Origin of the sequence: Priestia sp. YIM B13489 (assembly GCF_042787645.1) — a bacterium.
In the GTDB taxonomy this organism is placed as follows: Bacteria; Bacillota; Bacilli; order Bacillales; family Bacillaceae_H; genus Priestia; species Priestia megaterium.
The window spans coordinates 3,456,326-3,478,427 of the sequence record NZ_JBHZOQ010000053.1 but is presented as its reverse complement, the minus strand read 5'-3'; the positions used below and the strand labels follow the sequence as shown (position 1 = coordinate 3,478,427).

The following is a 22,102-nucleotide window of genomic DNA, read 5'->3' as shown; positions in this document are numbered from 1 at the left end:
TGCCTCAGCGCTTTTTACACGTTTCCTCTAAAGGAGATACTCATCATCCACAAAAACTGTCTGACAAGCATCTGATACTTTATGAAAACCGTTTTCTTCAAAAAAAAAGCTGATGCATACGCATCAGCTTTTTAAAAACATTATTTTACAATGTGAATTGGGCTTCCAATAGCTACTTCAGCAGCTTCCATTGTGATTTCACCTAATGTTGGGTGAGCGTGAATTGTTAATGCGATATCTTCAGCTGTTACGCCAGCTTCGATAGCAAGACCAAGCTCAGCGATCATATCAGATGCGCTAGGTCCAGCGATTTGAGCACCAACAACTACTCCGTCTTCTTTACGAGTGATAAGCTTTAAGAAGCCTTCTGCAGCGTTAAGTGCAAGCGCACGTCCGTTAGCAGCAAATGGGAATTTAGAAGCTTTAACAGCTAATCCTTCTTCTTTCGCTTGTGCTTCAGTATAACCTACAGATGCAAGCTCAGGCTCAGAGAATACAACTGCTGGAATTCCTAAGTAGTCAATTTCAGCAGGTTCGCCAGCGATTACTTCAGCTGCGATTTTACCTTCGTAAGAAGCTTTGTGTGCAAGTGGTGGTCCAGTTACGATATCACCAATTGCAAAGATATTGCTTACAGATGTACGAGTTTGGTTATCGATTTCGATAAGGCCACGGTCAGTCATTTTAACGCCAACTTGCTCAAGACCAAGCTCATCAGTATTAGGACGACGACCTACAGTAACTAATACGTAGTCAGCATCGATTACTTTTGACTCTCCGCCTACTTCAAACGTAACTTGTACGCCGTCAGCAGTTTCTTCAACACCTTTAGCCATTGCTTTTGTATAGATTTCAACGTTTCCTTTTTTCTTAAGGTTACGTTTAACAAGTGAACTCATTTGTTTTTCAAAACCAGCTAAGATTTCATCAGCAGCTTCTACAAATGTAACTTCTGTACCGAAGTTAGCAAAAGCAGTACCAAGCTCAGTACCGATGTAACCTCCACCGATTACAACTAATTTTTTAGGAACTTCTTTAAGCGCTAATGCACCTGTAGAGTTGATTACGCGCTCAGAGAATTTGAATCCAGGGATCTCGATTGGGCGAGAACCAGTTGCAAGGATAGCATTTTTGAATTTGTACGTTTGTGCAGAATTTTCATCCATTACACGTACAGTTTCGCTGTCAACGAAGTAAGCTTCACCTTTTACGATGTCAACTTTGTTACCTTTAAGAAGGCCTTCAACACCGCCAGTAAGTTTGTTTACAACGCCGTTTTTGAATTCTTGAACTTTAGAGAAATCAACTGTTACGTTCTCAGCGATAATCCCCATGTCTTCAGAATGTTTAGCGTGTTCAAAACGGTGACCTGCAGCGATTAATGCTTTTGAAGGAATACAACCAACGTTTAAGCATACGCCTCCAAGGTTACCTTTTTCTACGATTGTAACTTTTTGACCTAATTGAGCTGCACGAATTGCTGCAACGTAGCCACCAGGGCCAGCACCAATGACAAGAGTATCAGTTTCGATTGGGAAATCTCCTACTACCATTTATTACGCCTCCATTAATAATAATTCTGGATCATTTAATAAACGCTTGATTTGGTTAAGAGCGTTTTGAGCTGTTGCGCCATCGATAATACGGTGGTCAAAGCTTAGTGATAATGCTAATACTGGAGCAATTACAATTTCACCGTCGCGTACAACTGGTTTTTCAGCGATACGTCCGATACCTAGAATTGCAACTTCTGGGTGGTTGATAACAGGAGTAAACCATTGTCCACCAGCAGAACCGATATTTGTGATTGTACAAGAAGCGCCTTTCATTTCAGCAGGAGCTAATTTACCATCACGTGCTTTTCCAGCAAGGTCGTTAATTTGATCAGAAATTTCGAACACAGATTTACGATCAGCATTTTTCACAACTGGTACTAAAAGACCTTTTTCAGTGTCAGCAGCGATACCGATGTTGTAGTAATGTTTTTGAATTACTTCATCAGTAGAGTCATCGATTGAAGTGTTAAGAGCTGGGAACTTCTTAAGTGCTGAAGTTAACGCTTTTACCACGTAAGGTAAGAATGTTAATTTAATACCTTGATCTGCTGCAACTGTTTTGAATTTTTTACGATGAGCAACAAGAGCTGTTACATCGATTTCATCCATTAAGGTTACGTGTGGAGCAGTGTGTTTAGAGTTAACCATAGCTTTTGCGATTGCACGACGGATACCGCTCATTTTCTCGCGAGTTTCTGGTAGGTCGCCTTCAGGAATAGCTTGTGCTGCTGCTGCTTTTGGTTCAGCTGAAGCAGTTTCCTCTTTAGCTGGAGCTTCAGCAGTTGCTGTAGCTGTAGAACCACCAGATAGGAAGCCATCGATGTCATCTTTAACAATACGTCCGTTTTTACCTGAACCAGGAACAGCTTTAATGTCTACACCTTTTTCACGAGCATATTTGCGCACTGAAGGCATAGCAATTACTTTACGGTTAGGATCAACATCAGCTTGTGCTGCAGGAGCTGTTGCTTCTTCAGTCACTTCTTCAGTTGAAGCTTCTTCTTTAGCTTCTTCTGCTGGTGCATCATCATGATCGTCACCTTTGAATTTTAAGTCTTCGTATCCAGGAGCATCAAAAGTAACGATAACTTGTCCTACAGTAGCTACTGTACCTTCGTCAACTTTTACTTCTAATACTTTACCTTTTACAGGAGATGGGATTTCAACAACAGCTTTGTCATTTTGTACTTCTGCTAGTACATCATCCTCATCAATTTCATCTCCAGCTTTTACGAACCATTTTACAATTTCACCTTCGTGGATACCTTCACCGATATCCGGCAGTTTAAATTCAAATGCCACGTGTCTTCACCCTCCTAGTTAGTTGCGTTCAATTTGTTAGTGTTTATTTTATCTAAGACAGAAATCAGCACAAAGCTGATTTCTATCACAGTAAAATGCTAATTAAAATTCAAGTACTTTCTTAGCTGTTTCAACGATATCTTTGTGGTCTGGTAACCATACGCCCTCAGCTTGAGAGAATGGGAACACAGTATCCGGTGCTGTTACACGTAATACTGGTGCTTCTAAGCTTAAGATTGCACGATCGTTAATTTCAGCTACAACGTTAGCTGCGATACCAGCTTGTTTTTGAGCTTCTTGAACTACTACTACGCGACCAGTTTTTTCAACTGATGCAAGAATTGTATCGATATCTAAAGGTTGAACTGTACGTAAGTCCACTACTTCAGCAGAGATACCTTCTTTTTCTAGTTCTTCAGCTGCTTTTAATGATGAGTGTACCATTGCACCGTAAGCGATAAGCGTTACGTCTGTACCTTCACGTTTCACATCAGCTGTACCTAAATCAATTGTGTATGATTCTTCAGGCACTTCTTGACGGAATGAACGGTAAAGCTTCATGTGCTCTAAGTATACAACCGGATCGTTATCACGAATTGATGAAATTAAAAGACCTTTTGCATCGTATGGAGTTGAAGGAATTACAACTTTTAAACCAGGTTGAGATGCTACGATACCTTCTAAGCTATCAGCGTGAAGTTCTGGTGTATGAACGCCTCCACCGAATGGTGAACGGAATGTGATTGGTGCATTCCAGCGACCGCCAGAACGGTAGCGCATACGTGCAGCTTGACCTGATACAGAATCAAGTACTTCGTATACGAAACCAAAGAATTGAATTTCAGGAACCGGACGGAAACCTTGAGTCGATAGACCCACAGCAAGACCACCGATACCAGATTCAGCTAATGGCGTATCGAATACGCGATCTTCGCCGAATTCTTGTTGAAGACCTTCAGTCGCACGGAATACTCCACCGTTTACGCCAACGTCTTCACCAAAAACTAATACGTTTTCGTCGTTTTTCATTTCTGTGCGTAACGCATCAGTAATCGCTTGAATCATTGTCATTTGCGCCATGGCTTACTTCGACTCCTTCTCTTTGTAGATTTCATATTGCTCTTGTAAGTTTGAAGGCATAGTTTCGTACATGATTTCCATTAAATCTGTAACTTTTTGTTTTGGATAATCGTCAGCCTTCTTAATAGCTTGCTTGATATCTTCTTTAGCTTGCTCGATTACTTTGTTTTCTTCTTCTTCATTCCAGATGCCTTTAGCTTCTAAGAATTTACGGAAGCGAACAAGTGGATCTTTCTTTTCCCACTCAGTGTCAAGCTCAGCTGTACGATAACGAGTTGGATCGTCACCAGCCATTGTATGTGGACCATAACGGTAAGTTAATGTTTCAATTAAAGTTGGACCTTCACCGTTTACTGCACGCTCACGAGCTTCGCTTACTGCAACGTATACTGCTAGTGCATCCATACCGTCTACTTGAACGCCTGGGATACCAACAGCCGCTGCTTTTTGAGCGATTGTACGTGCTGCAGATTGCTTTTCAACTGGTGTTGAAATTGCAAAGCGGTTGTTTTGTACAACAAAGATTGCCGGAGCTTTGAATGCACCTGCGAAGTTCATACCTTCGTAGAAGTCACCTTGTGAAGCTCCGCCGTCACCTGTATAAGTGATCGCTACTGCTTTTTTACCGCGCTTTTTAAGACCTAGTGCCACACCAGCAGTTTGCACGATTTGTGCACCGATGATGATTTGTGGAGAAAGTATATCTACACCTTCTGGCGCTTGGTTACCGTGGAAATGACCACGAGAGAATAAGAACGCTTGATATAGTGGAAGACCATGCCAAATTAACTGAGGCACATCACGGTACCCAGGTAAAATGAAGTCTTCTTTTTCTAATGCGAAATGTGAAGCGATTTGAGAAGCTTCTTGCCCAGCAGTTGGTGCATAGAAACCTAAACGACCTTGACGGTTCAATGAAATTGAACGTTGATCAAGAATACGAGTGTATACCATGCGAGTCATTAACTCTTTTAATTTTTCGTCAGATAAATCTGGCAACGCTGATTTATTTACTACTTCGCCCTCTTCATTAAGAATTTGGAACGTTTGGTACTGCTCAGCGATTTTATCAAGTTGCTTTGATACATCAATAATAGCCTTTTTAGTTTTAGCAGCCATCTAAGTCACCTCTTCCTTTCATTTAAGCCGTATAAATTCATTTTACTAATCAAACAAACATACACGCTTTTAGAATGTCCCAAATGGACAAGTAAAAGTCATATTTTGTCGAGTAGCTTTTTGAATTCGCTAATCCTTAACATTTCTATGTATTCCCCAGCGAATTCTGTGCAAACATTTACGTAAAAGGAAAGTTTAAGCGAAACGAGCGTTTCGTTAAACTGTATTAATTATTTTGCAAAAATGATTAATACAACACTTACTACGCTACCTAGTTTACAATACACTAAAACAGTTCGTCAATGCATTTACATCAAGAAATTACGCTTTTTTAGTTTGTGAAATAAAACACATAAAAAAGACATGCTGTACTATTACACAGATGCAAACTGTATTATATGTTTTATAATAACCTTTTCTTTTTTTACGTCTGCACATCTCCTATCTTGCCACAAATAAACGATTTTTTAAAACAATAACCTTTTGTAATTTTTACTTGAATCATGTCGAAACTCTTTCTTTATTTCAGAAAACCTTCCTTTTCAGCCAAAAAAAAAGACCTGTAAACTTCACAGGCCTTCTTATTTACCCTCGCTATTTTTCACCTTTAACTTCGTTTTGTTATAAAAATCCTCTTTGGCTTTGTTATAGTCAGCTGTTAATATGTTAAACGCTTCTTTTTTCTTTTCAACTTCTTTATAAGTAGCATTGATTGAAGCGATTTGTGTTTCAAGATTCTCTAATTTCACATTGTCTTTTTCAAAGAGCGTATATAGCTGACGATCTAATTCAATGGAATGAAGATAGGCATCATGTAAGGACTGGTACGCCTTATAACGCTTCTTCATTAACGAAGATAGTTCAAGCGCCTCTTCTTTTGCTTTGCCATCCTCTAGTTTTTGGATCTTCGGCTCTGTCGCTTCAAATTGTTTTTGCGAAGCGCTGATGCTTTTTTCTTCTTTTTGTAATTTACTTTCACGCTCATCTAATAACTGCTGCGCTTTTTGTGCTTTATTTTTTATTTTCTTTTTATCTTTAATCCCTAGCTCAATAATTTGGTCGTATATCGCATTTTCTTGCTGTTCTAAATCAGCTAACGGTTTTTGCTGATCAGCAAATTGCTTTTCTTGTGCTACCACTTTTTCTAATCCATTATATACCTCAAGCTCAGGCGATGAGCCCTCTGCACATCCTGCTAGTGACATAGCAGCAATGCCGATAACTATATATCTTCCGACGCACTTCATATCTGGTAAATCCTCCCTTATTCATGGGTCATTATACAATTTTTGTAGGAAATTAGCAATTTATCTACACCCTTTTTCCACCTTTTAATATATTATACTAACCCAATCGTGAAAAAAAGGGAGTTTATTACTTTTTACCTTGGGATTGATAACTACGGGAGGTTACATTATGTTGGGTTATGGTGGATATGGCTGTGGCGGTTCTAATAAAGGTTTTGTGTTATTAATCGTACTGTTCATTTTATTAGTTATTATCGGCTGCAGCTGTGGCGGCTGGTAATTATACAATAAAAGCGGCCAACGGTCGCTTTTATTTTTTCTTATGCATGTTTTTCCATATGTTTGATACATATAATTAGTAGAAACATTTATGTGATCAAGGTCGAGGTAATGACTTTTTTATACGGATTTGGTACACTTTATACCTATAAAATAGCCTAGGGAGATGTGAAAGTTGATTACAATGAACGATATTATTCAAGACGGACACCCAACGCTGCGAGAAGTAGCAAAAGAAGTACCGTTACCTGCTTCTGAAGAAGACAAAAAGATTTTACATAGCTTATTAGAATATGTAAAAAACAGCCAAGATCCTGAAATTGCTGCTAAATATGGACTGCGATCTGGTATCGGGCTTGCCGCTCCTCAAATTAATGTATCAAAACGAATGATTGGGGTACACGTTACGGATGAAAAAGGCAAGCTATACAGCTATGCATTATTTAACCCTAAGATCATTAGCCACTCAGTTGAAAAGACCTACCTTACAGGCGGTGAAGGCTGCTTGTCTGTCGATCAAGATATCCCAGGATTTGTTCCTCGATATGCACGTATCACAGTAAAAGGCACAACGCTTGAAGGCGAAGAAGTGAAAATTCGTTTGAAAGGTCTTCCTGCTGTTGTCTTTCAGCACGAAATTGATCATTTAGACGGAATTATGTTTTATGATTACATTAATAAAGAAAATCCATTTCAAGAACCTGAAAATGCTTTTCCATATGAACGCTGAAAAACGCGAGCTAGAGCTCGCGTTTTTCTTACTTTAATAATCCTACTAGCTCTAATCCGTGGAGAATACCATCTTCTCCTACATCTTTTGTAACAAGATTAGCAACTTCTTTCACGACTTCTTCCGCATTTCCCATCGCTACGCCATTTCCGACAAATTCCAGCATTTCGATATCGTTTAAGCCGTCTCCGAATGCATATACATCTTTTTTGTCAAAGCCAAGCTTTTCAATCATGGTCTCAATTCCTCGCGCTTTTGATCCACCTTTTGGCAAAACATCAGTTGAAAATTCATGCCAGCGAATAAAGTCAAATTTCTTAAATTTTTCTTCATAAGGAGCTTCTTCTCCCGCTGTACAGAATAAGAGGGATTGATAAATTTCACGCCCTTCGAAATAAGTAGGATCGTGGTGAGGGTGGGTAAATCCAATTTTCAGCGTGCTGATGCTGGATTCGATATAGTCATGAAACTCAATGTTTGATTTCATATCTTCATGATCCATGTATACGACAGGGTGATCATGCTCAACAGCAAAAGCTGTTAAATCTTGAAGCTCTTCTTTATTTAACGGGTTTTTGTAAAGAACTTCTCCATTTAAAACAATATACTGACCATTAAAGCTAATATATGTTTGAATATCCAACTCTTCACGCAGATCTTTAAACATGAAAGGAGCCCTTCCAGTTGCAATTGCCACTTCATGCCCCTGCTCTTTTAACAGCTGGACAGCTTTTTTTGTAGAAGCAGGCAGTTTTTTATCATGATCCAATAACGTTCCATCAATATCAAAAAAAATAATCTTTTGTTCCACGTTTATCACCTTATTTTTTATAATTTTTTATCTCTTTGTTAAGCCTTTCCAATTATATCAAACAAGCGCTAGTTTCTCTATAAATGGGCGGTCCTATTTACATTTTTTCCATATTTAACCACGAGAAACCTCTCCCTTTTCATCATATAATAGAAGTACAGAGAGAGACAGGCAGGTATTGCAAAAAACAAAGGAGCTGAAAAATCATGTTAAAAGATTTTCGAAAAAGGCTGCTAAAACGCTGGAATGAATTATTGCGTAAAAAAACGATGGCATAATCGATTTTTTTAGGGCTTTCTGTTGTAAAATTTGCAGAGTGTGTGTCTGCATCGTACAATGGAATAGCCCTTATTTTTTATACGCCCGGAAAATATAGTCTTGTATCCGTTTCCTATTAATATTATTCTATAATTAATTGACTTGTTATATTTAGATGACTAAAATGTAGTGAAAGCAAGTTTCTTTAGAAAATACATGAAATACATACACATTTTATAATATAATAAAATAAGTTATTTGAATTTCGGAATTAAGGAGAGATTTTTGTTATGATTTTTAAAGTTTATTTTCAAGAAAAAATGAGTGAAGTAGCTGTACGTGAAAATACAAAAACAGTGTATGTGAACGCAGATTCTGAGCGTGACGTTCGTAAAAAGTTAAAAGCGCGTTCAATTAATATTGAGTTTGTTCAAGCAGTGACTGGAGACTATCTAGAATATGAACAACAGCATGAAGATTTTAAAGTATTGGAGATATGATGAAAATGAAATTTGTAAAAAATAATCAAACGGCAGTTTTCGCCCTGGGTGGACTAGGCGAAATCGGTAAAAATACGTATGCCGTACAGTTTCAAGATGAAATTATTCTTATTGATGCAGGAATTAAATTCCCTGAAGATGAGCTTTTAGGAATTGACTACGTTATTCCTGACTACAGTTATTTAGTAAAAAATGCAGATAAAATCCGTGGCCTTTTCGTTACACATGGTCATGAAGATCACATCGGCGGAATTCCTTACTTATTAAGAGAATTAAACATTCCTATTTATGCAGGGAAATTAGCCCTTGGACTTCTTCGCAACAAATTAGACGAGCATGGGTTGCTTCGTACAGCTCAGCTTCATGAAATTACTGAAGATGACGTAATTAAATTCCGTAAAACATCGGTAACGTTCTTCCGCACAACTCACAGTATTCCTGATTCTTACGGAATTGTGGTAAAAACACCAAACGGACAAATCGTACATACAGGAGATTTCAAGTTTGATTTTACACCAGTGGGCGAACCGGCTAACTTAACAAAAATGGCTGAAATCGGCAAAGAAGGCGTTCTATGCTTGCTTTCAGACAGTACAAACAGTGAAATTCCTAACTTTACGATGTCTGAGCGCCGCGTAGGTGACAGCATTCATGACATTTTCCGTAAAGTAGACGGCCGTATTATTTTTGCAACGTTTGCTTCAAATATTCACCGCTTACAGCAAGTAGTGGAAGCAGCCGTATTGCATAACCGTAAAGTTGCTGTATTCGGACGCAGTATGGAAGCAGCTATTGAGATTGGCCAACAGCTTGGATATATTTCATGTCCAAAAGATACGTTCATTGAGCCTTCTCAAATTAACCGAATTCCAGCTAACCGCGTGACTATTTTATGTACAGGCAGCCAAGGTGAACCGATGGCAGCGCTATCTAGAATTGCAAACGGTACTCACCGCCAAATTCAAATTATCCCTGGAGATACGGTTGTATTCTCATCTTCACCTATTCCAGGAAATACAGTAAGTGTTAGCAAAACAATTGATATGCTATTCCGTGCAGGAGCAGAGGTTATTCACGGTGCTCTAAACGATATCCATACTTCTGGACACGGCGGACAGGAAGAGCAAAAATTAATGCTTCGTTTGATGAAACCAAAATACTTTATGCCAATTCACGGTGAGTATCGCATGCAGAAGATGCACATCAAACTTGCAACAGACTGTGGAGTTCCTGAAGAAAACTGCTTCATTATGGATAATGGAGAAGTGCTAGCTTTAAGCGACAGCGAAGCTTCAGTAGCTGGCAAAATCCCTTCAGGCTCTGTATATATTGACGGAAGCGGAATTGGTGACATTGGAAATATCGTACTTCGTGACCGCCGCATTTTATCTGAAGAAGGTCTTGTTATTGTTGTTGTAAGCATCAATATGAAAGACTTCAAGATCGCTGCTGGTCCAGACATTATCTCTCGTGGTTTTGTTTATATGCGCGAATCTGGCGACTTAATTAATGATGCACAGTCCCTCATTACAAAACACTTGAACAAAGTGATGGAACGTCGTACGTCACAATGGTCTGAGATTAAAAATGAAATCACAGACACATTGGCTCCATTCCTTTACGAAAAAACAAAGCGCCGTCCAATGATTTTACCAATCATTATGGAGGTTTAATAAAAGAAAAAGAGCAGATGCAATTGCATCTGCTCTTTTTTTATTAAGCACTGGCAAATTTATTTTCGAAGCGGTTGATATCTGCATCTGCTCCAATAACAATCAACACGTCCCCTTCTTGAATCGTTTCGGACGCCTGAGGAGAAACGATGATATCTCGATCACGCTTAATGGCTACAATGTTAATGCCATATTTTGCACGAATGTCTAACTCAATCAGCGTATTGCCAGCCATTCTTTTGCTCGCTACTAATTCGACAATGCTGTGTTCTTCAGATAGCTCTAAATAATCTAGCACGCTGTTTGAAATCATGTTATTGGCAATTCTTCGGCCCATATCTCGTTCGGGATGCACGATAAAATTAGCGCCAATTTTTGATAATACTTTGGCATGATAATCATTTTGCGCTTTTACCGTTATTTTTTCAACGCCCAGCTCTTTTAAAATAAGGGTCGTCAAAATACTTGCCTGAATATTGTCACCAATAGCTACGATAACATGATCAAAATTACGAATTCCTAAACTTTTTAGAACCCCTTCATCCATTGAATCGCCTACTACTGCATGCGAAGCAACGTTAGCATACTCATTTACCTTTTCTTCATCAATATCAATCGCCAGAACTTCCATTCCTTGATCGCTTAATGTTTTACAAATACTTCCTCCGAATCTACCTAATCCGATGACTGCAAATTCTTTTTTCATTTGAATTCCTCCATTATGTACAGGAAAAAATCTGAACTACCGTTATTTTACCACAATTCTTTTGTATCAACCTCATTTTCCCGTTAACACTTATATCTCTTTACTATTTCTCACACTCATAGAAAAACAGAAGGATGAGCTCCCTCTGTTTTTTTAAGCTGTAGCATGGGTTTGAACAAGGTCATAATATACGCCTTTTTGCTGCATTAGTTCCCCATGATTCCCTGTTTCAATAATGCTTCCGTGATCTAATACAATGATGTTATCTGCCTCTCGTATAGTAGATAACCGATGAGCAATCATGATGGCAGTTCTGTTTTTTAACAGCGTTTTAAGCGCCTGTTGAATCTTCACTTCTGTTTCTGTATCGATGCTTGCTGTCGCTTCATCTAAAATGATAATACGAGGATTAGCCAACAGCGTTCGAGCAAATGAAATCAATTGACGCTCTCCCACGGATAAGACGTTTCCTCGCTCTTCTACTTCCGTATCATAGCCTTTTTTCAGACGCTTTATAAAATCTGCAGCCCCTACCGCTTCCGCGGCCTTAATCACTTCATCATCAGTAGCATCCGGTTTTCCAAACCGAATGTTTTCCATAATAGTTCCTGAAAAAATAAAGGTTTCTTGCAGCACAATACTAATTTGCGCTCGTAAACTCGCTAACGTAATATCTTGAATAGGCATATTATCAATTAAAATCTGCCCTTCGTTCACATCATAAAAACGTGTGATTAAATTAGCAATGGACGTTTTTCCGGATCCAGTATGCCCCACTAAAGCAACCGTCTGGCCTTCTTTTATGTCAATTGATACGTTGTTTAAAGCTTTCCGCTTCCCATCATAGGAAAATGAGACGTGCTTGAACTCAACTTTTCCTTTCATATCCTCTAAAGACGTAGCGGTTTCCAAATCTGCGACGATAGGTTTTTCATCTAGAAATTCAAAAATACGCTCGGATGAAGCCATTCCCATTAATAATTGATTATACACTTGCCCTAAACGAGAAATCGGTTCCCAAAACATTCCAAGATAAAAAGCAAATGATACAAAAATACCAATTGTTAGCCGTTCATCTTGAATAAGTACAGCACCGAACCAAATTAAAATAGCCGTTCCGACAGCATTTGTGAGTTCTACAAACGGTCGAAACATGGCATTTTTTCGAGTAGCTTGCCTCCAGCTCTCGTAATTTTCACTGTTTATGCGCTCAAAAAACAGCATATTTTCTTGTTCTTGAGCAAATGATTGAGTGACGCGAATGCCTTGAATACTCTCATTTAAATGTGAATTTAATACTGACTGCTTCATACGAACAACTTGCCACGACCGACGAATTCTTCTTCTCAGCTTTGTGGAAATCAAAAACATAACCGGTAAAATGATTAAAACAGCACATGTCAAAGCAGGACTGAGAGAAAATAATATAACTACAATCCCCACTAACAATAAGAGATCCATAAACAGGTTAACTACCCCGTTGGTAAATAAATCTTGAAGAGAGTTAATATCATTCATGATCCTTACAAGAATAGAGCCTCCTGAACGCGTATCAAAAAACCGGTGCGACAGCCCTTGAATATGCGTAAATAAATGTTTTCTTAAATCATATATAACGTGCTGCCCGAGTTGGTTCATCCATTTAATTCGAAAGATATTCGAAATATAAGATAGTACATACAAGCTAAAGATTATGAAAACTAACTGCATGAGCAGCGTGCTATTTTTATCTTTTACAGCATGATCAAGCGTATATACACCTATCAAAATAGGAATAGCGAGTCTAATGACCGTTGTGATAATGACCATAAGAAACGAGAAAGGAAGCAAGTTTTTTCGATATGGATGAAGATAACGAAACAAGCGGGCCATTTGCTTCCAGTTAAACATCTTATCAATGATTTGATCTGTTTGATAATAAAAGCGCTCTCGCACAACTTTATTTTTTTCGGCTTCCATTCTATTCCTCCCTTGTTATACGTTCATCACTGACGTATTGCTTTCATATTGAATGTCATAAATATTTTTATAAATCCCTTCCTTTTGAATGAGCGTTTTATGGCTTCCTCTCTCTTTTATTTGACCTTCATGCAAGACTAAGATTTCATCGGCATGTCGCAAAGAAGAAAGGCGGTGTGCGATAATAAACGTAGTACGATTTTTCATCACTTCTTTTAAAGCCAATTGAATTTCTCTTTCTGTTTTCATATCAACAGCACTCGTGGCATCATCTAATACTAAGATGCTAGGGTTTAAGATAAGCGCTCGTGCAATCGCGATGCGCTGCTTTTGTCCGCCTGATAACCCCAGTCCTCTCTCTCCCAGCATCGTGTCATACCCATCCGGAAGCTCCATAATAAAGTCATGCGCCTGCGCTCGTTTTGCAGCATCAATAATGTCTTCTCTAGAAATACCCGGCACACCATAGGAAATGTTGGTTCCTATACTGCTTGAGAACAAAAAGGTTTCTTGAAGTACAAAACCAATTTCTTTCCGAAGAACGGAGAGCGGATACTCTTTAATCGGACAATGGTTAACTAAGATTTGTCCTGAAGTCGGTTCGTAAAACCTCGTGAGCAGCTGGGTTAAGCTTGTTTTTCCGGCTCCAGTTGCTCCGATTAAACCTACTACTTTTCCTTTAGAAGCAGAAAAAGATATGTTCTCAAGCGACTTTTTTTCTTCGTTTGGATAGGATAAGCTAACATGTTGAAACTCGACCGTTCCATTAATAGAGAAACTTCCGGCATGCTCATGGACTTTTTCTTCTTCTTCTAAAATTTCCAGCAGCCTTTCACCTGAAGCTTTAGACTGTGAAAACATATTGATAACAAACCCTAAATTCATAATAGGCCACATTAAATAAGAGGTTAAGCTAAAGAAAGCAACAAGCTCTCCCGGACGTACACTTCCGTTCATAACAAGCGCTCCTCCGTACGCAAGGAGACCAACAATAGATAAGTTTCCTATAAACTCCATTAAGGGGAAATAAGTTGCCCACACATTCGCGGTTTCAATGTTTCGATTTTTATAAACTCCGTTGGAGTCGTTAAATTTAGATGTTTGAAATTTTTCTCTTGATAATGACTTGACCGTTTGTATACCGCTTATATTTTCTTGGACATTTGTATTGAGCTCCCCAAACGATTGGCGAATTAAGCGAAACGCTGGATGAACGCGTTTATCAAAACGATAAACAGCTACCCCTAAAAAAGGCAGCAGACAGATTGTGACAAGAGTTAGTGAAATAGAGTAATAGAACATAACGGAAAAGCTGGCAGTAAGTAAAATAACGAAGCGAATTAATTCTGAGAAGCCAAAAGATAGAAAAAAACGAAATCCTTCTACATCAGCTGTCAACCTGGACATCAAGTCCCCTGTTTTAGCATTGTCATAGTAAGAAAACGGTAAATACTGAAGTTTGCGGTAAAGTTTATTGCGAAGAGTATACACGGACTTAATTCCAAATAAGTCGCCGTAATATTGCTGAATATATGTAAAGATTCCTTTGACAATCATTAGCCCAATAAAAATAAATGCTACATTATCGACTAGCTGATATTGTTTTCCTAACACAATATGATCAATCGTATATTGCAGCACAATAGGGTAAATCACAGTGATGGAGGTTACAAACAACAAGCAAATAGCAGAATAAAAAAAGTACATTCGGTACGGTAAATAAAAATCTTTTAGTTTTTTAAACGTTTCCATATACCCCGTCCTTCCTTTAGCTAAAATGCGGCACACATATTTAAATATATCGGTTCCCGAAATAATTTACCATAATTTTTAGATATTTTTTCAAAAAAAGGTAAATAGTCATAAAAAAGAGGGTGGGATATAACTAAATGAATTCAATCTAAAGACGAACAAATGGAATACATGAGTTGAACTGCTAGAAAGATCTACACTGACGAAATTATTCACCATAACAAAAAAATGAACCACTAATCAAACATGTTGATCAATGGTTCATTTTTCGATTCGTCTAAAATACGTTTGTTCCAGCCTCTTTTTTTATTGTTTTTCTACTGCATGTCCGCCGAACTCATTGCGAAGAGCGGCAACTACTTTACCTGTAAACGTATCGTCTTCAAGTGAGCGATAGCGCATCATTAACGATAGAGCAATAACTGGCGTTGGCACTTGTAAATCTAGAGCGGATTCAACCGTCCATTTTCCTTCACCGGAAGAATGCATAACTCCTTTAATACTGTCAAGTTTTGCATCTTTTGAAAATGCACGTTCCATTAATTCGATTAACCATGAGCGAATAACAGAGCCATTATTCCATACGCGGGCTACAGCTTCATAGTCATAGTCAAATTCACTTTTCTCTAACACATCAAAACCTTCAGCAATTGCTTGCATCATGCCGTACTCAATTCCGTTATGAACCATTTTCAAGAAGTGGCCGCTTCCTGCTACACCTGAATAGAGATAGCCGTTTTCTACGTTGATGTCGCGGAAAATAGGTTCGATTGTAGCAAATGCTTCTTTATCTCCCCCAATCATCATACAAGCACCGTTTCGGGCACCTTCCATTCCGCCGCTTGTTCCAACATCAAAGTAGTGAATTCCTTTTTCAGCAGAAGCTGCAGCACGTCGTACAGAATCTTTATACTTGGAATTACCGCCTTCAATAATCATATCTCCTTCTTCAAGCAGTTCTTGGAGCTCAGAAATTACTTTTTCTGTGAGCTCTCCAGCCGGAACCATGACCCAAGCAATGCGTGGTTTTTCTAATTTGCTCACTAATTCTTTAATGGAAGAAGCGCCTTCTGCTCCCTTTTCTGATACTTTCTGTACGGCTTCGTTGTTCACATCGAATGCTACTACAGAATGGTTATGATCTAGTAAATTCAATACTAAGTTTGCTCCCATTTTCCCTAAGCCAATCATACCTAATTTCATATGTAAATTACCTCCAATAGTAAGTTTCGTATCATGTTGTTAGTGTTAGTATGGTGTAAACTCACAAGAAAAAATCCACATTTTTATATTTCCTTTATCAGTTACTTCCTACACACAAAAAAGAAAAACATTCGATGCAAGTTCTACTAAGCATCGAATGCTTTTCACCTGTTACAACTGCCTGTATTTATTCGTTCTCGCCTAATACACGATTCACGCGCTTTTCAAGCATTTTCATACCGCTTCCACCAGCTTGGAAGTGGCGTAGCTGACCTGTTTTGTCAAATACATAATATGCCGGTACATATTGATTTTCAAATGCATCCGTTAATTTATGCTCACTGTCTACAAAAATTGGCTGCGTAATATCATGTTCTGCTGCTACTTCTTTAATTTTTGATAAGTCTAAATCATCTTCAGAGCGCGGCATATGAACTGCTACTACGTTTAATTGATCTTTGTATTGGTCGCGAAATTCATTTACTTGAGGCATTGCTTCTTTACATAAATGACAGCTTACTGACCAAAAATGAATAAGCGTTGGCTTTTCGCCGATTAGCTGCTCTTTTGTAACCTCTCCGTTTAACCATTCTGTAGCGCCCGTTAACTCAGGCATTGGCTGACGTAATTTCATGAATAAAAGCCTCCCTTATTTTCACTATTATTGACTATATGTTCTTTATTATCCGATGAAAAAAAGGCCTAACGTGGACGTTAGACCTTTTAAACGTTGTGCTTACGCGTTTAAAGTAGCTTGACCTGGTTTCCAGTTAGCTGGGCAAAGTCCGCCAGTTTGTAACGCTTGAAGAACACGTAAAGTTTCATCAACGTCACGGCCAATATTGTTGTGGTTTACAACTGAATATTGTAATTCGCCTTCTGGGCTGATGATGAATAAACCGCGAAGTGCTACACCTTCTTCTTCAATTAAAACGCCGTACTCACGAGAAACAACGTGATTTGTATCAGCTGCTAATGGATATTTAAGATCACCTAAACCATTATCTTTACGATCAGTGTTGATCCAAGCTAAGTGTGTATGGATTGTGTCTGTAGAAACACCGATTACTTCTGCGTCAAGATCTTCAAACTCATCATAACGGTCAGAAAGTGCAGTGATTTCTGTTGGACATACAAATGTAAAGTCCATTGGATAGAAGAATAATACTGTCCATTTGTCATTTTTAATATTTTCTTCTAAGCTAACTTTACCGAATTCTTTGTTTGATAATACAGCTTCCATTTCAAAGCGTGGAGCTTGTTTACCTACCATACGTTCTGGCATACATGATCCCTCCAAATAATTATTAAATGAGAAAATGTATAAAACATTCTCACTTATGTACTGTTATAACGGTTTTCATTATAATGGATATTGTTTTTTTAGTCAATATTAATTAAGAATGAATTTAAACAACATCTTATAATGGTAACATAGTTGTTATGCCCGCCTTTAGGGCAAATTAAACCCTGACTTCAGCAAAAAAATGCTATAAAAGGGTTGCATTTATTTACCTTCTCAGTTTAGCATGTCTAATATCGGGAATAAACAAATGTGCTCATACTCTTACAAAATCTTTTCCACAGAATACATTCCCACTTATTAATATTGAAACAGAACATAGGAAGGATGAACAACGAATGTTTAAGATGCAAGATATCAACTGGGAACAGCTTCTTACCAATGCTGGAGTTATTGTGTTAAAACTTATTGCCATCACCATTGTATTTTTACTTGTACGAGCAATTGGTAAAAAAGTTATTGAACGTTCCTTTGAAAAAATGAGTGAGCGCGAAAATGCTACGCGCGGACGTATGCTCACACTCAAAAGTTTAACCGTTAATGTGTTTTCATATGTACTTATTTTTATTTTTGTCGTTATGCTGCTTGAAGCAGTAAATATCCACGCCACAGCTTTATTAGCTGGTGCCGGAGTTGTGGGTCTAGCAATCGGGTTCGGTGCTCAAGGACTGGTTAGCGACGTTGTAACGGGTTTCTTTTTACTTCTTGAAAAACAGCTTGATGTTGACGACTATGTAACAACCGGAACTTTTTCAGGAATTGTCGAATCAGTAGGTCTTCGTACTACTCAAATTCGCGGATTTGATGGGACCCTGCACTATGTGCCTAACCGGGAAATTACAAGCTTAAGCAATCATTCCCGAGGCAATATGCGCGCGTTGATCGATATTGGCATTTCGTATGATGATGATATTGACAAAGCTATTTCCGTACTAGAAAAAGTATGCGAGCGTGTTGCTGCAACAAATGAAAACATTGTAGAAGGACCAAACGTGATAGGAGTTCAAGGTCTAGGCGCATCAGACGTTGTGCTTCGTGTAGTTGGCAAAGCTAAAAACGGTGAACAGTGGGGGATTGAACGTCAGCTTCGCAAAGAATTTAAAGAAGCGTTTGACGCAAACGGTATTGATATTCCGTTCCCTCATCAAGTAAATATTGATAAAAAGCAGCCTGAAGATGCCAAGCAGCCTCAGCATGCATAAAAAATAGCCGAAGGATTTATTCCTTCGGCTTTCTTTTATCCTTGTACCTTGTTGCCTACTTGCTGACAAATTTCTTCTGCCGTTAATCCGCTAGCTGTAATAACTGAGCCTTGCGTTACTGCATCAGAAATCCCCATTACGTTTGAATCCTGTCCTGTTACAACACAGCAATCGCACCCTTGTGCATCACTTTCGTTGCGTAATTGTACCACTTCATGTCCGAGCTGCTGAAGTGCAGCCTGTACATCTGTTAAACCGTATTCTACACCAATTCGTGCCATCGTTGCCCACCTCCTCATGGTATTAATTTAGCCATAAGGAAAAATGATTATACGATTTATTGATTGCCTTTATGTTCAAAATATTTTGTAATAAGTGAAATCGCAATATCTATTGCGCCTTCATGAGGCTGCAGCTTTGCATGATGAAGCCCATATTCAGACTGAACGCCAAGCCAAAACATAAATCCAGGAATATCTTTTAGCATATAGCCAAAATCTTCTCCTGTCATTGCTTCTTTGCACTCAATGACATCCACGTCTGTTTGTTCTTTGGCAAATTCCATGAACTCTCGCGTGACTTCATGGTGATTATATACTTGATGATACATACAACCATAATCAATGGCTGTTTCACACTGGTACCCTACTTCTACTCCTTTAACAATCGCTTCAATTCGTTCTTTAACACGCATCATTGATTCAGGAGATAGCGTGCGAATGGTTCCTTCTATGCGAGCTCGCTCCGCAATAATATTTTGAACCGTCCCGCCTTGAATTTTTCCTACTGTAATTACAGCGCTGTCTAGCGGATCAACGTTGCGAGCAACAATAGTTTGAAGTTGTGAAACGAGCTGACATGCAGCAACTACCATATCATTTGTTGTGTGTGGATAAGCAGCATGGCCGCCTTTTCCTTTTAAATCAATAAATAGCTCAGACGTGTTAGCAAATAGCAACCCTTCCTTCAGCGCAATCGACCCAACCGGATATTCAGGCGCTACGTGAAGGGCGAAGATGAAATCTGGAAGCCATTCTTTCATGATGTCGCTTTGGAGCATTGGCTGTGCTCCTCCTGGACCTTCTTCTGCAGGTTGAAAGATAAACAGTACATTATCTTTAATTTCATGCTGAGCAAAGTAAGTGAGTACGCCTAGCCCAATGGCCATATGCATATCATGTCCGCAGGCATGCATGAGTCCTTCATGCTGTGATTGAAAAGAATAATTCGTTTCTTCCGTGATAGGAAGCCCGTCAATATCTGCTCGGTAACCTATTATTTTAGTTGGATTTGTACCATGTACTTTAACAAAGAGTCCTGTTTTCCACGTCTTTACTTCTAAACGCTCTTGCGGAAGAGTGTTAATATAATCAAGCAAAAAACGCTGTGTTTTCACCTCTTGAAACCCTAATTCAGGAATTTTATGTAGCTCTCTTCTTATTTTCACAAATTCATTTTCAGCCATGTGTATGTCCTCCTCACGAAATAAAGAAGAAAGCGTGGTTGCCCACGCTTCCAACTTGTCCATATGATACGTTCAAGGATTCAGTATCCCAATCGCTAAAACCTATTAATTCAACAAAGAAAAAGCGCAAACTGATCGTTTTTCTTATTCTTCGTTTAATTGACGCAATTCTTGCTTGATTTCTGTTTTAGACTTTGTTTTTTCGTCAATTTCTTTAATAACGCGAGCCGGCGTACCTGCTACTACTGTGTAAGGAGCTACATCTTCTACCACAATTGCACCTGCAGCAACTACGGCACCTTTACCTACTGTTACACCTTCAAGAACAACAGCATTAGCACCGATTACTACATCATCTTCTACTACAACTGGTTTTGCAGAAGGTGGCTCAATAACACCAGCTAATACAGAACCTGCGCCGATGTGACAGTTTTTACCTACTGTTGCACGACCACCAAGTACTACGTTCATGTCGATCATTGTTCCTTCACCGATCACAGAGCCGATGTTAATAGATGCACCCATCATAATAACAGCGTTGTCGCCGATTTCAACTTGATCGCGAATAATAGCGCCTGGCTCAATACGAGCTTTAATTCCTTTCATATCTAATAAAGGAATCGCAGAGTTACGGCGATCATTTTCAATTACGTAGTCTTCAATTTTTCCTTCGTTTGCTTCAATAGCAGCTTTGATTTCTTTCCATTCACCAAATACTACACCTGTGTTGCCCGTTACGAATGTTTTAGAAGATGAACCAAAGTCAATTCCTTCTACTTCACCTTTTACGTAAACTTTTACCGGTGTTGATTTTGTGCTGTTTTGAATAAATGAGATAATCTCATTAGCATCCATCATTTTCATTATGTATTCCTCCTAAGTAAGCAATGTCTCATTTAATGTAACAAAATGCTTTCACAATGACAAGCATCATTATCGTTTTAATAAAAAGATAACGATTGCAAATAAAAAAAGCGAGCATCTAGACTCGCTTTAGACCGTTTCTCTTACATATTCACGTACAATATCAACAAATGCTCGAACTTGCTTCAGTTTAAACGCTGATTCGTATCCAACTAAAGAAGTGTCTCGGGTAATTGGCTCTCCATTTGCTTTCAGAAGCGGCGTCCGGTGAATATGGCTTCCAGCTTCTTTAATAGCAATCGATGGTAAAATAGCGAAGCCAAGACCATTTAAAGCCATTTGCTTACACGTCTCAATCTGATCCACTACAATCGTACGCTTCGGTGTAGTATGAAACTCTCGATGCCACCATTCTAAAATTTCTTGATAATACGTTGAGTCACTTTTAAATTGAATAAATGGTCGATGAGTATTTACTACTTCCGCTGCCCTTTCAATTTCTGAATCGACTAGGTAAAGAGGATCTGTAAACAAATGTTCTTTGACACCTTTCCAATCCGGATTTCCGCGTATGATTCCAATATGTACCTCATCTTCGTACAGATAGCGAAGCATTTCACTGCTCCAGCCGGTTACAAGAGAGATTTTAGCATGTGGGTAACGATCCATATAGCGTTTTAACACCGCCGGCAGCCAGTGCTGTCCAATAATCGAAGCCACCGCTAATTTGAGTGTACCATATACCTCATTATCTAAATGATGCAAGTCCTCACGAACCCGATCTTCTTTTTCTACCACTTCTTTTGCAAATTGAACAATCTTTTCTCCAGCAGGCGTTAATGACAGTCCTTTTTGCGAACGAATGAAGATTTGTGTATCCCATGCTTTTTCAATGGTTTGCAGCCTCTGTGATAAAGCTGGTTGCGATACAAATAATCTCTCTGCAGCTTTTCTCATATTTAATTCTTGAGCTAATACAACGAGCATTCGACATTCTATTAATTGCATTCAGTTATTCCTTTCAAGCCTCTTTTTACTTTCATTTTACCTTTATCATATAAGAAAAAAACGGAGAAAGATAGGCTGAAACACG

The 22,102-nt window shown here is 38.7% G+C and carries 21 protein-coding genes; 5 read left to right on the top strand and 16 right to left on the bottom strand.

Annotation, left to right across the window (positions count from 1 at the left end):
• Positions 1-140: 140 nt before the first annotated feature.
• The 5 genes from lpdA to ACFX4W_RS23640 form a co-directional block, all read right to left on the bottom strand.
• On the bottom strand, positions 141-1,553 hold the full coding sequence (lpdA, locus tag ACFX4W_RS23660) for a dihydrolipoyl dehydrogenase (RefSeq protein ID WP_013082295.1): 1,413 nt from the start codon (positions 1,551-1,553) through the stop codon (positions 141-143).
• 3 nt (positions 1,554-1,556) lie between these two features.
• A complete protein-coding gene (locus ACFX4W_RS23655; RefSeq protein WP_013082294.1) occupies positions 1,557-2,858 on the bottom strand; it encodes a dihydrolipoamide acetyltransferase family protein in 1,302 nt (433 codons plus the stop codon).
• A gap of 102 nt (positions 2,859-2,960) precedes the next feature.
• Positions 2,961-3,938, bottom strand: a complete 978-nt coding sequence (locus ACFX4W_RS23650) for an alpha-ketoacid dehydrogenase subunit beta (protein ID WP_013056055.1) — start codon at positions 3,936-3,938, stop codon at positions 2,961-2,963.
• A 3-nt stretch (positions 3,939-3,941) separates the two neighbouring features.
• A complete protein-coding gene (gene pdhA, locus ACFX4W_RS23645; protein ID WP_013082293.1) occupies positions 3,942-5,057 on the bottom strand; it encodes a pyruvate dehydrogenase (acetyl-transferring) E1 component subunit alpha in 1,116 nt (371 codons plus the stop codon).
• A 581-nt stretch (positions 5,058-5,638) separates the two neighbouring features.
• Positions 5,639-6,304 carry a YkyA family protein gene (locus tag ACFX4W_RS23640; RefSeq protein ID WP_162213858.1) on the bottom strand — a complete coding sequence of 222 codons (666 nt, stop codon included), beginning with the start codon at positions 6,302-6,304 and terminating at the stop codon, positions 5,639-5,641.
• 169 nt (positions 6,305-6,473) lie between these two features.
• Here ACFX4W_RS23640 and ACFX4W_RS23635 point away from each other — a divergent pair, with 169 nt between their 5' ends.
• The gene (locus tag ACFX4W_RS23635) at positions 6,474-6,584 is read left to right on the top strand and encodes a YjcZ family sporulation protein (RefSeq protein ID WP_016763434.1); all 111 of its coding nucleotides are present in this window, start codon (positions 6,474-6,476) and stop codon (positions 6,582-6,584) included.
• 174 nt (positions 6,585-6,758) lie between these two features.
• The gene (gene def, locus ACFX4W_RS23630; protein ID WP_013056051.1) at positions 6,759-7,313 is read left to right on the top strand and encodes a peptide deformylase; all 555 of its coding nucleotides are present in this window, start codon (positions 6,759-6,761) and stop codon (positions 7,311-7,313) included.
• Positions 7,314-7,341: 28 nt separating this feature from the next.
• Here def and ACFX4W_RS23625 read toward each other — a convergent pair whose 3' ends face one another.
• Positions 7,342-8,124, bottom strand: a complete 783-nt coding sequence (locus ACFX4W_RS23625; protein ID WP_162213857.1) for a Cof-type HAD-IIB family hydrolase — start codon at positions 8,122-8,124, stop codon at positions 7,342-7,344.
• Positions 8,125-8,672: 548 nt separating this feature from the next.
• Here ACFX4W_RS23625 and ACFX4W_RS23620 point away from each other — a divergent pair.
• Together ACFX4W_RS23620 and rnjA are read left to right on the top strand one after the other, a co-directional pair.
• Positions 8,673-8,882, top strand: a complete 210-nt coding sequence (locus ACFX4W_RS23620; RefSeq protein ID WP_013056049.1) for a DNA-dependent RNA polymerase subunit epsilon — start codon at positions 8,673-8,675, stop codon at positions 8,880-8,882.
• A 5-nt stretch (positions 8,883-8,887) separates the two neighbouring features.
• Complete coding sequence (rnjA, locus tag ACFX4W_RS23615) at positions 8,888-10,555, top strand: ribonuclease J1 (RefSeq protein WP_013056048.1); 1,668 nt, start codon at positions 8,888-8,890, stop codon at positions 10,553-10,555.
• 43 nt (positions 10,556-10,598) lie between these two features.
• Here rnjA and ACFX4W_RS23610 read toward each other — a convergent pair whose 3' ends face one another.
• The 6 genes from ACFX4W_RS23610 to ACFX4W_RS23585 form a co-directional block, all read right to left on the bottom strand.
• A complete protein-coding gene (locus ACFX4W_RS23610; protein WP_013056047.1) occupies positions 10,599-11,261 on the bottom strand; it encodes a potassium channel family protein in 663 nt (220 codons plus the stop codon).
• Positions 11,262-11,414: 153 nt separating this feature from the next.
• Positions 11,415-13,220, bottom strand: coding sequence for an ABC transporter ATP-binding protein (locus tag ACFX4W_RS23605; RefSeq protein WP_043979555.1), 1,806 nt, complete (start codon positions 13,218-13,220; stop codon positions 11,415-11,417).
• 15 nt (positions 13,221-13,235) lie between these two features.
• A complete protein-coding gene (locus ACFX4W_RS23600) occupies positions 13,236-14,972 on the bottom strand; it encodes an ABC transporter ATP-binding protein (protein ID WP_280559295.1) in 1,737 nt (578 codons plus the stop codon).
• A 306-nt stretch (positions 14,973-15,278) separates the two neighbouring features.
• Positions 15,279-16,175 carry a phosphogluconate dehydrogenase (NAD(+)-dependent, decarboxylating) gene (gnd, locus tag ACFX4W_RS23595; RefSeq protein WP_043979562.1) on the bottom strand — a complete coding sequence of 299 codons (897 nt, stop codon included), beginning with the start codon at positions 16,173-16,175 and terminating at the stop codon, positions 15,279-15,281.
• A 187-nt stretch (positions 16,176-16,362) separates the two neighbouring features.
• On the bottom strand, positions 16,363-16,809 hold the full coding sequence (locus ACFX4W_RS23590) for a redoxin domain-containing protein (RefSeq protein WP_013056043.1): 447 nt from the start codon (positions 16,807-16,809) through the stop codon (positions 16,363-16,365).
• A gap of 102 nt (positions 16,810-16,911) precedes the next feature.
• Positions 16,912-17,460: a peroxiredoxin gene (locus ACFX4W_RS23585; protein ID WP_014461006.1), complete on the bottom strand. Its 549-nt coding sequence runs from the start codon at positions 17,458-17,460 to the stop codon at positions 16,912-16,914.
• A 356-nt stretch (positions 17,461-17,816) separates the two neighbouring features.
• Between ACFX4W_RS23585 and ACFX4W_RS23580 the strand changes: the two genes are divergently transcribed.
• Positions 17,817-18,680: a mechanosensitive ion channel family protein gene (locus ACFX4W_RS23580; protein ID WP_280559294.1), complete on the top strand. Its 864-nt coding sequence runs from the start codon at positions 17,817-17,819 to the stop codon at positions 18,678-18,680.
• A 35-nt stretch (positions 18,681-18,715) separates the two neighbouring features.
• Here ACFX4W_RS23580 and ACFX4W_RS23575 read toward each other — a convergent pair whose 3' ends face one another.
• The 4 genes from ACFX4W_RS23575 to ACFX4W_RS23560 form a co-directional block, all read right to left on the bottom strand.
• A complete protein-coding gene (locus tag ACFX4W_RS23575; protein WP_013056040.1) occupies positions 18,716-18,961 on the bottom strand; it encodes a YkuS family protein in 246 nt (81 codons plus the stop codon).
• A 56-nt stretch (positions 18,962-19,017) separates the two neighbouring features.
• Positions 19,018-20,145: an N-acetyldiaminopimelate deacetylase gene (locus tag ACFX4W_RS23570; protein WP_280559293.1), complete on the bottom strand. Its 1,128-nt coding sequence runs from the start codon at positions 20,143-20,145 to the stop codon at positions 19,018-19,020.
• A gap of 144 nt (positions 20,146-20,289) precedes the next feature.
• On the bottom strand, positions 20,290-21,009 hold the full coding sequence (dapD, locus tag ACFX4W_RS23565; protein WP_013082280.1) for a 2,3,4,5-tetrahydropyridine-2,6-dicarboxylate N-acetyltransferase: 720 nt from the start codon (positions 21,007-21,009) through the stop codon (positions 20,290-20,292).
• A 129-nt stretch (positions 21,010-21,138) separates the two neighbouring features.
• Positions 21,139-22,017 carry a transcriptional regulator CcpC gene (locus tag ACFX4W_RS23560; RefSeq protein WP_013056037.1) on the bottom strand — a complete coding sequence of 293 codons (879 nt, stop codon included), beginning with the start codon at positions 22,015-22,017 and terminating at the stop codon, positions 21,139-21,141.
• Positions 22,018-22,102: the final 85 nt, after the last annotated feature.

Coding starts and splice junctions, on each gene's coding strand:
- lpdA (WP_013082295.1), bottom strand. CDS start 1,553: ATGGTAGTAGGAGATTTCCCAATCGAAACTGATACTCTTGTCATTGGT.
- ACFX4W_RS23650 (WP_013056055.1), bottom strand. CDS start 3,938: ATGGCGCAAATGACAATGATTCAAGCGATTACTGATGCGTTACGCACA.
- pdhA (WP_013082293.1), bottom strand. CDS start 5,057: ATGGCTGCTAAAACTAAAAAGGCTATTATTGATGTATCAAAGCAACTT.
- ACFX4W_RS23640 (WP_162213858.1), bottom strand. CDS start 6,304: ATGAAGTGCGTCGGAAGATATATAGTTATCGGCATTGCTGCTATGTCA.
- ACFX4W_RS23635 (WP_016763434.1), top strand. CDS start 6,474: ATGTTGGGTTATGGTGGATATGGCTGTGGCGGTTCTAATAAAGGTTTT.
- ACFX4W_RS23620 (WP_013056049.1), top strand. CDS start 8,673: ATGATTTTTAAAGTTTATTTTCAAGAAAAAATGAGTGAAGTAGCTGTA.
- rnjA (WP_013056048.1), top strand. CDS start 8,888: ATGAAATTTGTAAAAAATAATCAAACGGCAGTTTTCGCCCTGGGTGGA.
- ACFX4W_RS23610 (WP_013056047.1), bottom strand. CDS start 11,261: ATGAAAAAAGAATTTGCAGTCATCGGATTAGGTAGATTCGGAGGAAGT.
- ACFX4W_RS23605 (WP_043979555.1), bottom strand. CDS start 13,220: ATGGAAGCCGAAAAAAATAAAGTTGTGCGAGAGCGCTTTTATTATCAA.
- ACFX4W_RS23600 (WP_280559295.1), bottom strand. CDS start 14,972: ATGGAAACGTTTAAAAAACTAAAAGATTTTTATTTACCGTACCGAATG.
- gnd (WP_043979562.1), bottom strand. CDS start 16,175: ATGAAATTAGGTATGATTGGCTTAGGGAAAATGGGAGCAAACTTAGTA.
- ACFX4W_RS23590 (WP_013056043.1), bottom strand. CDS start 16,809: ATGAAATTACGTCAGCCAATGCCTGAGTTAACGGGCGCTACAGAATGG.
- ACFX4W_RS23585 (WP_014461006.1), bottom strand. CDS start 17,460: ATGCCAGAACGTATGGTAGGTAAACAAGCTCCACGCTTTGAAATGGAA.
- ACFX4W_RS23580 (WP_280559294.1), top strand. CDS start 17,817: ATGTTTAAGATGCAAGATATCAACTGGGAACAGCTTCTTACCAATGCT.
- ACFX4W_RS23575 (WP_013056040.1), bottom strand. CDS start 18,961: ATGGCACGAATTGGTGTAGAATACGGTTTAACAGATGTACAGGCTGCA.
- ACFX4W_RS23570 (WP_280559293.1), bottom strand. CDS start 20,145: ATGGCTGAAAATGAATTTGTGAAAATAAGAAGAGAGCTACATAAAATT.
- dapD (WP_013082280.1), bottom strand. CDS start 21,009: ATGAAAATGATGGATGCTAATGAGATTATCTCATTTATTCAAAACAGC.
- ACFX4W_RS23560 (WP_013056037.1), bottom strand. CDS start 22,017: ATGCAATTAATAGAATGTCGAATGCTCGTTGTATTAGCTCAAGAATTA.